Here is a 13,915-nt window from a genome sequence, read left to right as displayed (position 1 = left end):
TCAGATCAGGCCGAGGCCCTTGACCGCGTCGCGCTCCTCGACGAGCTCGGCGACCGAGGCGTCGATGCGGGAGCGGGAGAACTCGTCGATCTCCAGGCCCTGGATGATCTCGTAGGAACCACCCGAGGTGCGGACCGGGAACGACGAGATGATGCCCTCGGGCACGCCGTACGAACCGTCCGACGGGATGGCCATCGAGGTCCACTCGGTGCCGTTGACCCAGTCGTAGACGTGGTCGATGGCGGCGTTCGCGGCCGACGCGGCGGAAGACGCGCCACGGGCCTCGATGATCGCCGCACCGCGCTTGGCGACGGTCGGGATGAAGTCGTTCTCCAGCCACGCCTGGTCGTTCACGGCCTCGGCGGCGGTCTTGTCGCCGACCTTGGCGTGGAACAGGTCCGGGTACTGGGTGGCCGAGTGGTTGCCCCAGATCGTCATGTTCTGGATGTCCGTGACCGCGACGCCCAGCTTCTTGGCGAGCTGCGACAGGGCGCGGTTGTGGTCCAGCCGCGTCATCGCGGTGAAGCGCTCGCGCGGGACGTCCGGCGCGTGCTGCTGGGCGATGAGGGCGTTGGTGTTGGCCGGGTTGCCGACCACGAGCACCTTCACGTCGTCCGCGGCGCCGGCGTTGATCGCCTCACCCTGCGGCTTGAAGATGCCACCGTTGGCTTCGAGGAGGTCGCCGCGCTCCATGCCCTTGGTGCGGGGGCGGGCGCCGACGAGCAGGGCCACGTTCACGCCGTCGAACGCGGTCTTCGCGTCGTCGGTGATCGTGATGCCCTTGAGCAGCGGGAAGGCGCAGTCGTCCAGCTCCATCGCGGTGCCCTCGGCGGCCTTCAGCGCGGGGGTGATCTCCAGCAGCCGCAGGTTGACCGGGGTGTCCGGGCCGAGCAGGTGGCCGGAAGCGATGCGGAAGAGCAGTGCGTAGCCGATCTGGCCGGCTGCACCGGTGACAGTGACGTTCACGGGCGTGCGGGTCATGAGCCTTCCCGAATGACGGTCCTCGTTGACGTCGGGCAGGTCGCCCGGCGACCCGCACGTTACCAACACGTGGCCAATGGCAGAGTGTGAGAGTGGACATCCCCGACGAAGAGATCGGCGAGGACTACTCCGACGCCGTCATGCCCGGTCAGCACTGGGAGAAGCGGTCTTTCACCGACTGCGACTTCACCGAGGCCGACCTTCGCGAACTCGTCACGACGGGGTGCACGTTCACCCGCTGCGACTTCACCCGGACGGACCTCGGCGAGTCGAAGCACCAGGCGACGGCGTTCCGTCAGTGCACCTTCGACCGCACGGTGCTGACGCGGTCGTCGTTCAACTCGTGCAGCCTCATGGGTTCGAACTTCGTCGACTGCGTGTTGCGGCCCGTCACCTTCGTCGAGGTGGACTTCACACTGGCGTCGTTCGTCAAGGCGCCGCTGTACGACCTGAAGCTGGGCGGTCAGCGGTTCCGCGAGACGAACCTCAGCGAGGCGGATCTGCGCAACGCCGACCTGAGCAAGGCGGACCTGCTGGGCGCACGGCTGCTCGACGCCAAGCTGGAGGGCGCCGACCTGCGCGGGGCGGTGGTGGACGCGAACGGACTCCGGCAGGCCAAGCTCGCCGGAGCCCTGATCGACATCGACCAGGCGATCGCTTTCGCGGCCGCCTACGGCCTGGTTGTGTCGTGAAGTGCGCTCACACGGCTGTGGCCGGGATCGCGAGGATCCCGGCCACCTCAGAAGCAAGCGATCAGTGGTCGGCTGATCCCGTGATCTCCACGAGAACGCCGTCCGCGACCATCTCCTCGACCGCCCTCGGCAGCAGGTAGGCGGTACCGCCACCGGGCTGCTCGAACCACGGCACGGCCACGCCCGTCAGCACCTCGAGCGGGCGGCGCAACCGGTACACGCGGTACGGGCGGTTGATCCACGACGGCACGAGGCTGCGTTCCGGGAACGGCGTGCCCGCCACGTAGACGAGGTTGCCGCTCTGGTCGCCGTAGCGGTCGATCTCGGTGCCCGCCGGCAGTTCGAACATCTGCTTGTGGCGGAACAACGTCAGTGGCGGCTCGCCCGCGAGCGGCGAGATCGGGAACTTCCGCTTCGACGGTTCCTCCTGCGCCACGGCGGCGGCGACCGGCGAGGGTGCCGGGGCCTGCTGCGGTGCGGGTGGTGGAACCGGCTGGACCTTCGTCGGGGCCGCGGCCGGGGGCAACGGCGCCTGCTGCACCTGCGTCGGCGCCTGTGCCTGAGGCTGAGGCTGTGCCTGAGGCTGCGGCATCGGCGGGCGCTGCGGCGGAACGGGACGGCGCGGCTCCTCGCGGAAGCCGTTGGTGATCGGCCGCGGCGGGGGTGGGGGCGGCGTCCGCGGAATCGTGCGGAAGTTGCCCAGCACCAGCTTGCCCACCAGGTACGCCGACGCGTCCTCGACCTTGTCGAACCGCACAGGGCTCTTCGGGCCGTGGTCGAACCAGCACACCTCCCAGCTGTCGCCGTCGAGGCGCAGCGTCCAGGTGCGGTCGGCGGGCTCGCCGCCGATCCGGAACACGCCGTGCGGCACGTTGAGGTCGTCGAGCGCACGGCGGGTGCCCGCCAGCTCGCGGTCCTCCTCCTGCGTGACCTGCCGCGGCGGCTTGACCGGCTCCGGTTCGGGTTCGGGCTCGGGTTCCGGCTCGTTGAACAGCGCCGCGTCGAACTGGGTGGTCTCCTCGGAGCGCGTCGGCGCCGGCGGGGACACGGGAACCACGGGCACGACCGGCACGGCCTCGGCGACGGGTTCCGGTTCGAAGTGCGAGTCGAGCTGCGCCTCGAAGCGGTCCTCGAACTCCGGCTCGAACGCGGTCGCCTCGAAGGAGGTCGTGGACTCGATCTCCTCCTCGGCGAGGTCCGGCTCGTCCTGGGTCACCGCGACGACCGGGTGCTCCTCGGTGACTTCGGCCGGGCTCTCCAGCGGCTCGTCGAGAACGGGGCTCCACGCCATCGTGTCCTGCATGGCGTCGCGCGGATGTTCCTCGGTCTCGGCGACCAGGTGGTCCGTGAGCTCCGCTTCGCGGTGGTGCGTGAGGAGCTCGGGCTCGTCCGGCCCTGCGGTGGGGATCTCGGGTTCCTCGGGGGCGTCCACGTCTACGTGTTCGTCCTGGAGGTCGGTTTCGTTCGGCTTCTCGGCGACGGGCTCCGGTTCCCGGACGATCTCCGGGGCGGGCGCCGGTGCCTCGGCCTCCGCGACCTCGCTCGGATGCGGGGCGAAGAGGTCCATGCCCGCGCCGTACGTGTCGCGCAGGGTGCGGTCGTCGACGGTGCCGGGCACGCCGTCCGAGTCGAAGACGACCCGGTAGGGAGGGCCGTCACCACCCAGCGGCGGTACGGCCACCGCGAGCGTCTCGCCGAGGTCGTCGACGGGCTTCTGCTTGCGCTGCGGCTCCTCGACGACCGGCGGCTCGGGGTACAGCGGCTCGAAGTCGTACTCCTCCTCCGCCTCGTCCGCCGTCTCGAACTTGGGAGCCTCGAACTGGGGAGCCTCGAACTTCGTGGCCTCGAACTTGGGAGGCGTGACGAACTGCGTCGCGTCCACCGCGGGTTCGGGCTCCGGTTCCGGTTCCGGCTCGACCGGCGTCGGCACCACGGTGCCGGGAGGCGCGGCGGGAGCGCCCAGGTTCGCCGCGGCGGCGAGCCTCGACTCCTCGCTGACCTCCGGCAGGGTGAAACCGGCCGCACGCGCGCGTTCGACCAGTTCGGGCTCGGGCGGCACGCCGTACTTGCGCAGGTAGTACGCGACTCCGGCGGGCCAGATCCACGCACCGTCCGTCTGGAACCCGGACGGCACGACCGGCGGCGCGTCCGGGTGCAGCACGTCGTTGTCGAAGCCACGCCCGGCCACGGCGACCGGCGCGTTCGACAGGTACGTGAGCAGCGGCGCGACCTCGGGCTCCGGCACCGGCGGCCGGTTGACCGACGGACGACCGTTCGGTCCGGCGCCGTCGAACACGCGGACGGTGCGGAACACCGGCGTCGGCGGGTTCAGCCTGCGGCGCAGCCACTCCGGGACGTTCTCCTCGGCACGCGGGAAGAACCGCATCTCGTCGAAGTACGCCTGCTGCGGAGGTGGTGTCTGCCAGCTCGGCTCCGCGCGGTCGAAGTCGAGGTTGTAGCTGGAGGGATGGTCGAGCTGGTACCGGGCATTGGTCCAGCTGCCACGGCCCTCGCGATGCATTCCGGCCCGCAGGCGCGCGAACAGCGAGGCCGCCTCCTGCGGCACCGCCCAGGCGCGCTTGGAGCCGTCCTGCAGCTTGAGTTCGGCCTCCAGTTCGAAGTACCGGCCGGTGGCGCGGTACTGCGCGATGACACTGCGCCAGTCCTCTGGTGCGGCCCGCATCAGAGTCAGGCCGATCTGCTTAACCAGAGTGTCCTGCTCGGTAGGGTTCAACGGCTTCGGCTCGGACACGCCAACATCTTCCCCCGCAACTCGCCGGATCGCACACGTCCCCCGCCGATGCGCCGAACGGTGGAGGCCCGACCATAACGCGGTGGACGTGCATGGTTAAAGCTGATCAAGAACACGTTCGTCCGGTCTGGAGGCCATGTGACGCGGTCCGCGCAGGTGACCGGTGGTCTGCTGGCGGCGGCGGGCGGAGTGGCCATCGCGGTCCAGGCGCGCGTCAACGGGTCGCTCGCGCAGTCGCTGGGCAACGGCCTGCTCGCGGCGTTGATCTCCTTCGGCGGCGGGTGGTTCGTGCTGCTCGCGGTCGTGCTGTCCCGGCAGTCCGGACGGGACGGGCTGCTGCGGCTGCGTGACGCGCTGCGGCACCGGCGCATCCGGTGGTGGGAGTGCGTCGGCGGCGTCAGCGGCGCGGTGCTCGTCGGCTCGCAGGGGCTCGCGGTCGCGACCATCGGTGTGGCGGTGTTCACGGTCGCGGTGGTGATCGGGCAGGTCGTGAGCAGCATGGTCATGGACAACCTCGGGGTCGGTCCCGGCGACTCGAAGCCGATTACAAAGACACGTGTCGTCGGAGCGGCCGTCGGTGTTATCGCCGTCACGATCGCGGTGTCGAACCGGTTCACGTCGCCCGGCGCGTTGTGGCTCGCGGTGCTGCCGCTGGTCGCGGGCCTGCTGATGGGCTGGCAGCAGGCGGTGAACGGGCTGGTGCGCGAGGCCGCGGTCAGCTCGGTGGCGACGATCCTGGTGAACTTCAGCGTGGGCACGGCGGCGTTGTCGCTGGTCAACGCCGTGACGTGGAGTGGCGTGCCCGGCGCGTTCCCCTCGCAGTGGTGGCTGTACCTCGGCGGGTTGCTGGGCATCGTCGGCGTGGGTGGCGCGATCACGTCGGTGCGGTTCATCGGCGTGTTGATGGTCGGGTTGTGCGGCGTGTGCGGGCAGCTCATCGGGGCCGTGCTTCTCGACGCGGTGAGCGGGCAGCTGGCGTTGCCGACGGTGATCGGCGTGGCGCTGACGCTGGTGTCGGTGGGCGTCGCGGCCCTGCCCAATGGGAGGATGAGGACGTGACTGCGACGCTGCTCAACGGCAACGAAACCCGGAACGCGCTGTTCGAGGACCTCAAGGCGCGGGTCGCCGCGCTGCCCGGCCCAGTCGGTCTGGCCACCGTGCTGGTCGGCGACGACCCCGGCTCGCGCTCGTACGTCAAGGGCAAGCACCGGGCGTGCGAGAAGGTCGGCATCAAGTCGATCCGGCGCGACCTCCCCGAGTCGATCACGCAGGCGGAGCTCGAGGCCGTCATCGACGAGCTGAACGCGAACCCCGAGGTCACCGCGTACATCGTCCAGCTGCCGCTGCCCAAGCACCTCAACGCGAACGCGATCCTGGAGCGCGTCGACCCGGCCAAGGACGGCGACGGCCTGCACCCGGTCAACCTCGGCAAGCTCGTGCTCGGCGAGGACGCGGCGCTGCCCGCGACGCCGCGCGGCATCGTGGAGCTGCTGCGCCGCTACGACGTGCCGATCGCCGGCGCGAACGTCACCGTCGTCGGCCGTGGTGTCACCGTGGGCCGCCCGATCGGCCTGCTGCTGACCCGCCGCAGCGAGAACGCCACCGTGACGCTGTGCCACACCGGCACCAAGGACCTGGCGGCCGAGGTGCGCCGCGCGGACATCGTGATCGCCGGTGCCGGCAGCCCCGGCCTGATCACCGCGGACATGGTCAAGCCGGGCGCGGCCGTGGTCGACGTCGGCATCACCCGCACCGAGGCCGGTCTGGTCGGCGACGTGGCCCCCGAGGTCCGCGAGGTCGCCGGCTGGCTCGCCCCGATCCCCGGTGGCTCCGGCCCGATGACCGTCGCGATGTTGCTGACCAACACCGTCGAAGCCGCCGAGCGCGCCAATGCAGCGGTCTGACGCGGAAGCGCTCATGGGCGAACAGCGCTGGCGTTCAGGCCCCGGGAAGCACCTGCCGTTCGCGCTGGTGCTCGGGGTCGGTGCGCTCGGGCTGGTGCGGATCTTCCAGTACCACTGGCGGCAGGGCGCCGTGCTGCTCGGTGTGTCGCTGCTGGTCGCGGCCGTGCTGCGGATCCTCGTGACCGACGAGCAGGCGGGTCTGATCAAGATCCGCGGCCGTGGCATGGACGCGTTCCTGTACTCGACGCTGGGCATCGTGGTGATCGCCGTCGCCCTGACGATCACCGGCGGCCCCCTCAGCCGATAGCGCGGTCCACCATGACCTCGACCAGCTCGTCGAGGTCCATGGTGGCCACCACGTCCGGCAGCGTCAGCCGTTCGTAGATCAGCCCCGTCATCGCGAAGTACAGCGAGACGACGGTCATCCGGTCGCCCGGCAGCTTCGACTCCTCGTTGAACGCGACGTTGGCCTCGATGTTGCCGGCGATCGTCCTCGTGAGCGCCTGCCGGATCTCCGGCCTTCTCGTGGCCTCCAGCCGCAGCTCCATCATCGCGAGGTAGCAGGCCTTGTCGGCGTCCGCCCGCTTGATGATGTCGTGCATGAACTTCACCGTCAGCGACCTGTCGCGCGGCAACGCGAGCGACTGGGCGACCGACTCGTCGGACGGCATGAGCCGGTCGTGCACCCGCGTCATGACGTTCGACATCAGCTCGTCGCGGTTCGCGAAGTAGTTCGACGCCGTGCCTGCCGGCACCTGCGCCTTCGCGTCGATCGCGCGGTAGGTCAGTCCCCGCGCGCCCTCTTCGGCCAGGACGTCGATCGCCGCGTCCAGCAGAGAAGTTCGCCGTGCCTCGTTCCGGACCACGATGCCTCCTTGACAACCACTACAGGCATAGTACTACAGTTGTCGTGGTTGAACGAGATCCAGGGGGTTTGCATGCGAAAGCTCGTCTACTACGTGGCCGTCACGCTGGACGGTTACATCGCGGCCGAAGACGGGACCTTCGACGGGTTCGTCTTCGAAGGCGACCACATGGAGGGCATCAACGCCGTGTACGCGGACACGCTGCCCACCCAGTTCCGCGAGGCACTCGGGCTCCAGGACGCACCGAACCGGAACTTCGACACGGTCCTGATGGGCCGCAACACCTACCAGATCCCCGGTGGCCTGGCCTCGCCCTACGCGCACCTGCGCCAGTTCGTCGTGACGTCCCAGGCGCTCGACACCCCGGACGACGTCGAACTGATCGGCGAGGACGTCCTCGGGCGTGTGCGCTCACTGAAGGCGGAGGACGGCCTCGACATCTGGCTGTGCGGCGGCGGCAAGCTCGCGGGCGAACTCCTGCCCGAGATCGACAAGCTGCTGCTCAAGATCCACCCGGTGGTGTTCGGGCGCGGCATCCCGTTGTTCGACGGGAAGGCCGACATCACGAAGTTCCAGCGCACGGCTGCGCAACTGTTCGAGAGCGGGGTTTCGTTCATGACCTACGAACGTCCCTGAGCACGGCTGCGGTCCCCCAGTGGTCTGAACCTCGTGTGCAACCTCCAGCAGGACCGTGCGTCCTGTGGTTTGTTGCATTGGACAGAATCTGGGGGATTCTCGATGACCTGCATCAGCCGACGCACAGTGCTCGTCGCAGGTGCCACTGCCGCCGCCGCGACCGCGATCGCCAACACCGGCATCGCGTTCGCCGCGGCACCAGGCACCAGCGCCCTGCCCGGTCAGGGAAGTTTCGTCAACATCGTCGCGCACACCGACGACGACCTGTTGTTCCTCAACCCGGACATCCAGCCGTCCATCCTCTCCGGGCTCCCGGTCAGGACGATCGTGTTGACCGCGGACCAGTACAACGGCCACGGGAGCCTGACCCGCGAGGACCTGGCCGCAAGCGTGCAGGAGGGCCAGCGCTCCGCCTACGCGACGCTCGCGGGCAAGCCGAACAACTGGACCCGCGCGACCAAGGAGGTCGCGACGATGGTCCTCGAGATCGACACCCTCGTGGGCGCGCCGAACGTCCAGCTGATCTACCTGCAGCTGCCCGACGGCGGCGGCGACCTCCCCGAGCACGACAAGGCGCTCGAGAAGCTGTGGAACGACCCGAACCACGCCGCCCCGGCCATCAGGCCGACGGGCGGGCCGGTCCAGGTCCCGCAGTGGTACAACCAGGCGGACGTGAACAACGTGCTGCTCGCGTTGCTCGACGAGTTCCAGCCGACGGTGATCCGCGTCCAGGACCCGCTGCCGTCCCTCAGCTTCCCGAACCAGGACACCGAGCACACCGACCACATCCACGCGGCCAAGTTCGCGACCAAGGCCGTCAAGGCTTACGAGGGCACCACCGGTCGCGGGTTCGTGCTGCTCACCCGCTACCGCTGCTACAACATCGCCGCGTCGCCCAGGAACGTGCCGGACGCGTTGGCCGGGCCGAAGAGCGCGGCCTACCAGGCGTTCGCCGAGCACGACCCGGTCACGGGCAACGCCTTCGACGAGCACGTGTTCCACAACTACCAGCGGTGGCCCGTCGTCGCGCCGTGGGCGATCGTCGACAGCACGGGCAAGCTGCACGCGTTCGTCGCCGCCGGTGACTCGATCATGTGGTGGCACCAGGCCGTCGGCGGCGCCTGGACCGGCCCGGTGGCCCTGCGTTCCGGCACGTTCGCGCCGGGTGTCGCCGTGGCGCTCAACGGATCGGGCCTCGTGCACGTCGCCGTGCTGGACCTCGACACCGGCTCGATCCTCGTCGCCGGCCAGTCCTCGCCGGGAGGCGGGTTCGGCTCCTGGGTCGACGTCGGCAACCCGGACGGAGCCACGCCCGCGTTCGGCACGCCGGGTCTCGTGCTCAACGGCGACGGCGGCCTCGAGCTGTTCGCGATCAACGAGGCCAACGGCGTCAGCAACGCCTGGCAGAACGGCGACGGGTCGTTCAGCGGGTGGGAGGCGCTGTCGAGCGGCGGTATGACCAGCATGGTCGTGTCGCCCCCTGTCGGCTTCACGTCGTCGACCGGCCGCCTGCACCTGTTCGCCGACAACAACGGCCAGGTCGCCCACTGGCAGCAGAACCCCGGCGCGTCTCTCGGGTACAAGTCGCTCGGGTCCGTCGAGTGCACGCACGCACCCGCCGTCGCGATGGACGGCAACAAGGTCCGCGCGATCGTCCGCGAGCACGGCGACGGCGCTGTCGGCACGGTCGCCGAAGGCTCGAGCAACGGCACGTTCGGCGCGCTCGCCCACCTCGGTGGGCAAGGCGGTGTCGGACCGGTCGCGGCAGTGACCTCTGGCGGTGGAACGGCCGCACGCGTGCTGGCGTTCGCGCGCAACGACAACTACGGCATCAGCGTGGCGCGGCAGACCAGCGGCAACACGTTCGGCCCGTGGGAGGACCTCGGCGGATACGCGGAGGTCGGCCCTGCCGCCGTGCGCGACGCCTCGGGTTTCGTGCGGGTGCTGGTCGTCGGCGCGGACGCGAAGCTCTACGAACGCAAGCAGAGCGCGGCCGGCCCCGCGAACCCGTTCGACAACTGGCAGGCCGCCGGTAACTAGCCGAACAATTGAATTCGTTCGAAAAAATGATTGACGGCGGACATCACCCGCCGCAATACTTGTGCCACACACCAAGCCGAAGGGGAACGTCATGACGAGCCAGGACATGCGACGCGGACGCTCCAGCAGCGTCGTCGCCTGCGTGCGCTCATCGCGGCTCCCCAGCTCCTCGCGACCGTTTTCGCAGGTGAGCTCCTTGTAGTGGCCAAGCTTCAGGTCACACGGGGAGCCGCCCATCGGGAAACCGATCAGGGCGGCTCTCTTTGTTTGCTGTGCATTAAATTCGCCCTTGTAGCTCAATGGAAAGAGTGCGGCGCTACGAACGCCGAGATTCAGGTTCGACTCCTGGCAGGGGTACTCACGGGTGCGAGGGAGACGGCAACCCACCTCATTTGGGATGAGGACACACCGCGTTCGACTCGCGGGCATCCGACGGAAAGGCGTTCTTCGGAACGCACCGGTTGTACAGGGCAAAGGAGGGCTGGCCGAGTGGTAAGGCACCGGATTGCTAATCCGAGGTCCAGCAACGTCTGGCGCGCGTTCGATCCGCGCGCCCTCCGCGTCCTGGGGAGGATTGGCCGAGCCCGGTAAGGCAGCTGTCTCGAAAACAGTGGTCAGCGCGCGAGCGCTGCGCAGGTTCGAATCCTGCATCCTCCGCTCCACCGTGTCCTCTGAAGTGCTGATGGCAGCACGCCCGACTGTTACGCGGGAGGACCAGGTTCGAATCCTGGCAGGGGAACTTCAGCGGAAGTCCCGTGACTTCGACGGGATCCGCAGGTCCAGGTGCTGCAACCGGTCCGCCAGCAGGCTGACCACGCCCTCCGCCGACTCGACCACGCCCCGCACGAGCATCGCACCGCTGCCGCGCGCCACCTGCCGGTACCGCGCCCACAGACCCGGCGAGCACACGACGTTCACCATCCCCGTCTCGTCCTCGATGTTGAGGAACGTGACCCCGCCCGCCGTCGCCGGCCGTTGCCGGTGCGTCACGGCGCCGCCGATCAGCACTCGTGTGCCGGGTTCGACGGACGCGAGGGTGGTCACCGGCAGTGCGCCCATCGAGTCCAAAGTGGATCGAACGAACTGGGTCGGGAAGCTGTCCGGGGACAGGCCCGTGGCCCAGACGTCCGCCACCGCCAGTTCGACGTCGTCCATGCCGGGCAACGCGGGCGCGTCAACGCCGACCACGGTGCCGGGCAGGCGGTCGGACCTGATGGCGGCCACCGCGCCGGCCGCCCAGAGCGCCTCGCGGCGTTCCAGGCCGAAGCAGGAGAAGGCTCCCGCGGTGGCGAGGGCCTCCACCTGGGCTGCCGTGAGCTGCACGCGGGTTCCGAAGTCCTCCATGTCGCGGAACGGTTGTGCGGCAACGATTCGCTCGGCGTCCGCGTCGCCGATGCCACGGACGGCGGTCAGCCCGATGCGGACGGAGTTCTTGCCCTCGAACGGTTCCAGACCCGCCCAGGGAAGCGATCGGTTCACGCACGGGCCGTGCACCGTCACGCCGTGGCGGCGGGCGTCGATCACCAGCGACTGCGGCGAGTAGAAGCCCATCGGCTGGGCCCTGAGCAGGGCCGCGCAGAACGCCGCCGGGTAGTAGAGCTTGAACCACGCGCTCACGAACACCAGGTGCGCGAACGACAGGGCGTGCGACTCCGGGAAGCCGAAGTTGGCGAACGCCAGGAGTTTCGCGTAGATGCGGCCGGCCAGTTCCTCGCCGATGCCGTTCGCGGCGCAGCCCTCGTAGAAGCGGTCGCGCAGGCGTTCCATGCGGGCGGTCGAGCGCTTGGCGCCCATCGCGCGACGCAGTTCGTCGGCCTCGGCGGCGGTGAAGCCGGCCACGTCCACCGCGATCTGCATGAGCTGTTCCTGGAACAACGGCACGCCGTAGGTCTTGTGCAGAGCGTTCTCCAGCAACGGGTGGTCGTAGTCCCACTTCTCGACCTCGTTGCGGCGCCGGATGTACGGGTGCACCGAGCCGCCCTGGATCGGGCCGGGCCTGATCAGCGCGACCTCGACGACCAGGTCGTAGAACTTGCGCGGCTTCAGGCGCGGCAGCGTCGCCATCTGCGCGCGGCTCTCCACCTGGAAGACACCGACCGAGTCGGCTTTCTGGAGCATGTCGTAGACGGCGGAGTCGGCGAGGTCGATCTCACCCATGTCGACGTGGACGCCTTCGTGGTCGCGGACGAGGTCGATGGCGTAGTGCAGCGCGGAGAGCATGCCGAGGCCGAGCAGGTCGAACTTCACCAGGCCGATGGACGCGCAGTCGTCCTTGTCCCACTGAAGAACCGTGCGCTTGTCCATGCGCGCCTTCTCCACCGGGCACACCTCGCTGACGGCGCGGTCGCAGATCACCATGCCGCCGGAGTGGATGCCGAGGTGGCGCGGGAAGTTCTCCAGCTGCGCGGACAGTTCCAGCACGTCACGCGGGATGTCGCAGTCGTCGGTGGTGGCGTCGAGCGGACCCCACCTGTCTATCTGCTTGCTCCACGCGTCCTGCTGGCCCGGCGAGTGGCCGAGCGCGCGGGCCATGTCGCGCACCGCGGAACGGGCGCGGTAGGTGATGACGTTCGCGACCTGCGCCGCGTGCCTGCGGTCGTACTTGGCGTAGACGTGCTGGATGACCTCCTCGCGCCGGTCGGACTCGATGTCGACGTCGATGTCGGGAGGGCCGTCGCGGGCGGGCGCCAGGAACCGTTCGAAGAGCAGGTCGAAGCGGACCGCGTCGACGTTGGTGATGCCGAGCGCGAAGCACACCGCGGAGTTCGCCGCGCTGCCCCTGCCCTGACAGAGGATGTCGTTCTTCTTGCAGAAGTCCACGATGTCGTGCACGACGAGGAAGTAGCCGGGGAACCCGAGCTGTTCGATGATCCTCAGCTCGTGCTCGATCTGCCGGAACGCCTTCTCGTCACTGTCGGAGTACCGCCGGCGCGCGCCCTCGTAGGTGAGGTGGCGCAACCAGCTGATCTCGGTGTGGCCGTCCGGCACGTCGAACGGCGGCAGCTTCGGCGCGACCAGCCGCAGGTCGAACGCCAGCTGCATGCCGAGCAACGCGGCGTTGTGCACGGCACCGGGAAAACGGCGGAACCGGTGGAACATCTCCTCACCGCTGCGCAGGAACGCGGCGGGTGACGGCGGCAGCCAGCCGGCCATGTCGTCGAGGCTGCTTCGCGCGCGCACGGCGGCCATCGCGGCGGCCAGCCTGCCCCGGCTCGGGGTCGCGTAATGCACCGCATTCGTTGCCACGACTGGGAGTTGTAGCTTCTGCGCCATCGCGTTGAGGATGTCGTTGCGCCTGCTGTCCTCGGGCAGGCCGTGGTCGGTCAGCTCGACGTAGACGCGGCCCCTGCCGAACAGGTCGGTGAGCCTGACGATCTCCTCGAACGCCGCCTCCGGGCCTTCTCTCACCAACGCCCGGCGGACGGTTCCCTTGCGGCAGCCCGTCAGCACCACGACGTCGCCCTTGGTGTCGGCCACGATCTGGTCGATGTCGTAGACGGGTTTGCCCTTCTCGGCGTTGTCGTCGAGATGACCGGTGGTGAGCGTGCGGCACAGCGCGTGGTAGCCGGGTTGTTGGCGCGCAAGGAGAAGAAGGTGATCTCCTTCGGGATCCGGTTCGCCGTTGGCGGGTCTGTTCAGTCCGATGCTCAGCTCGGCGCCGAACACCGTGTGCATGCCGAGCTCCTTGGCTGCCTCGGCGAAGCGGACCACGCCGTACATGCCGTCGTGGTCGGTGATCGCGATGGCGTCGAGCTTGAGCCGTTGCGCCTCCTCGACCAGTTCCTCGGGGTGGCTCGCGCCGTCGAGCCAGCTGAAGTTGGAGTGGCAGTGCAGTTCCGCGTACGGCACGCGTTTGCGGGTGGTCGCGAGCTCGTCCGCGCGCAGCTCGAAACCCGGTGGAGCGGTGTAGCGGTCGCGGTGTCTTCCCCACCCCGGACCGTCACCGCCGTCGGGCTTCTGTTCGTAGGGCTTGCCGGAGAGAGCCCGTTCCAGCTCCCTCCAGCGGACGGGCGGGTTATTCCAGCCCATCAGGTTCCTTGCGCG

Annotated in this window: 10 protein-coding genes and 4 tRNA genes; 10 read left to right on the top strand and 4 right to left on the bottom strand. The window is 69.2% G+C overall.

The window, feature by feature from the left end; all coding sequences use genetic code 11:
- Positions 1-981, bottom strand: coding sequence for a malate dehydrogenase (locus BM417_RS11355; protein WP_093591437.1), 981 nt, complete (start codon positions 979-981; stop codon positions 1-3).
- Between the two features lie 140 nt (positions 982-1,121).
- On the opposite strand from BM417_RS11355, the gene BM417_RS11350 reads away from it, so the two are divergent.
- Positions 1,122-1,673 carry a pentapeptide repeat-containing protein gene (locus BM417_RS11350; protein ID WP_093593525.1) on the top strand — a complete coding sequence of 184 codons (552 nt, stop codon included), beginning with the start codon at positions 1,122-1,124 and terminating at the stop codon, positions 1,671-1,673.
- Between the two features lie 61 nt (positions 1,674-1,734).
- Here the strand turns inward: BM417_RS11350 and BM417_RS11345 are convergent, their stop codons facing one another.
- Entirely contained in the window at positions 1,735-4,425 is a 2,691-nt protein-coding gene (locus BM417_RS11345) for a TNT domain-containing protein (RefSeq protein WP_093591434.1), read from the bottom strand.
- A gap of 138 nt (positions 4,426-4,563) precedes the next feature.
- Here BM417_RS11345 and BM417_RS11340 point away from each other — a divergent pair, with 138 nt between their 5' ends.
- From BM417_RS11340 to BM417_RS11330, 3 genes are read left to right on the top strand one after another with little or no spacing between them, the layout of a single operon-like run.
- Positions 4,564-5,484, top strand: coding sequence for a DMT family transporter (locus BM417_RS11340; RefSeq protein ID WP_093591431.1), 921 nt, complete (start codon positions 4,564-4,566; stop codon positions 5,482-5,484).
- Positions 5,481-6,329, top strand: a complete 849-nt coding sequence (locus BM417_RS11335) for a bifunctional methylenetetrahydrofolate dehydrogenase/methenyltetrahydrofolate cyclohydrolase (RefSeq protein WP_093591428.1) — start codon at positions 5,481-5,483, stop codon at positions 6,327-6,329. The genes BM417_RS11340 and BM417_RS11335 overlap by 4 nt, the downstream gene beginning before the upstream one ends.
- The gene (locus BM417_RS11330; RefSeq protein ID WP_407656139.1) at positions 6,316-6,636 is read left to right on the top strand and encodes a DUF3017 domain-containing protein; all 321 of its coding nucleotides are present in this window, start codon (positions 6,316-6,318) and stop codon (positions 6,634-6,636) included. Before BM417_RS11335 ends, BM417_RS11330 begins: the two co-directional genes overlap by 14 nt.
- On the opposite strand, the gene BM417_RS11325 is transcribed toward BM417_RS11330, so the two are convergent.
- Entirely contained in the window at positions 6,626-7,195 is a 570-nt protein-coding gene (locus BM417_RS11325) for a TetR/AcrR family transcriptional regulator (protein WP_093591425.1), read from the bottom strand. The two genes, BM417_RS11330 and BM417_RS11325, sit on opposite strands and share 11 nt — an antisense overlap.
- Before the next feature lie 72 nt (positions 7,196-7,267).
- On the opposite strand from BM417_RS11325, the gene BM417_RS11320 reads away from it, so the two are divergent.
- The 6 genes from BM417_RS11320 (at position 7,268) to BM417_RS11295 (ending at position 10,610) form a co-directional block, all read left to right on the top strand.
- A complete protein-coding gene (locus BM417_RS11320) occupies positions 7,268-7,831 on the top strand; it encodes a dihydrofolate reductase family protein (RefSeq protein WP_093591422.1) in 564 nt (187 codons plus the stop codon).
- A 102-nt stretch (positions 7,832-7,933) separates the two neighbouring features.
- Positions 7,934-9,871: a PIG-L family deacetylase gene (locus BM417_RS11315; RefSeq protein WP_093591419.1), complete on the top strand. Its 1,938-nt coding sequence runs from the start codon at positions 7,934-7,936 to the stop codon at positions 9,869-9,871.
- Between the two features lie 285 nt (positions 9,872-10,156).
- Positions 10,157-10,228, top strand: a tRNA-Arg gene (locus tag BM417_RS11310).
- A 118-nt stretch (positions 10,229-10,346) separates the two neighbouring features.
- A tRNA-Ser gene (locus BM417_RS11305) sits at positions 10,347-10,431 on the top strand.
- An 8-nt stretch (positions 10,432-10,439) separates the two neighbouring features.
- Positions 10,440-10,528, top strand: a tRNA-Ser gene (locus BM417_RS11300).
- A 10-nt stretch (positions 10,529-10,538) separates the two neighbouring features.
- Positions 10,539-10,610: transfer RNA gene (locus tag BM417_RS11295), tRNA-Asn, on the top strand.
- Positions 10,611-10,612: 2 nt separating this feature from the next.
- Here the strand turns inward: BM417_RS11295 and BM417_RS11290 are convergent.
- Positions 10,613-13,900 carry an error-prone DNA polymerase gene (locus BM417_RS11290; RefSeq protein WP_093591416.1) on the bottom strand — a complete coding sequence of 1,096 codons (3,288 nt, stop codon included), beginning with the start codon at positions 13,898-13,900 and terminating at the stop codon, positions 10,613-10,615.
- Positions 13,901-13,915 lie beyond the last annotated feature (15 nt).

It is taken from the genome of Lentzea waywayandensis (genome assembly GCF_900115955.1).
GTDB lineage: Bacteria > Actinomycetota > Actinomycetes > Mycobacteriales > Pseudonocardiaceae > Lentzea > Lentzea waywayandensis.
Note: the sequence above shows the minus strand (reverse complement) of the source record. Positions and strands in the feature narration are given on the sequence as shown.

Bases quoted from the DNA above. Each gene is read 5' to 3' on its own strand.
- BM417_RS11355 (WP_093591437.1), bottom strand. From the start codon at position 981: ATGACCCGCACGCCCGTGAACGTCACTGTCACCGGTGCAGCCGGCCAG.
- BM417_RS11350 (WP_093593525.1), top strand. From the start codon at position 1,122: ATGCCCGGTCAGCACTGGGAGAAGCGGTCTTTCACCGACTGCGACTTC.
- BM417_RS11330 (WP_407656139.1), top strand. From the start codon at position 6,316: ATGCAGCGGTCTGACGCGGAAGCGCTCATGGGCGAACAGCGCTGGCGT.
- BM417_RS11320 (WP_093591422.1), top strand. From the start codon at position 7,268: ATGCGAAAGCTCGTCTACTACGTGGCCGTCACGCTGGACGGTTACATC.
- BM417_RS11315 (WP_093591419.1), top strand. From the start codon at position 7,934: ATGACCTGCATCAGCCGACGCACAGTGCTCGTCGCAGGTGCCACTGCC.
- BM417_RS11290 (WP_093591416.1), bottom strand. From the start codon at position 13,900: ATGGGCTGGAATAACCCGCCCGTCCGCTGGAGGGAGCTGGAACGGGCT.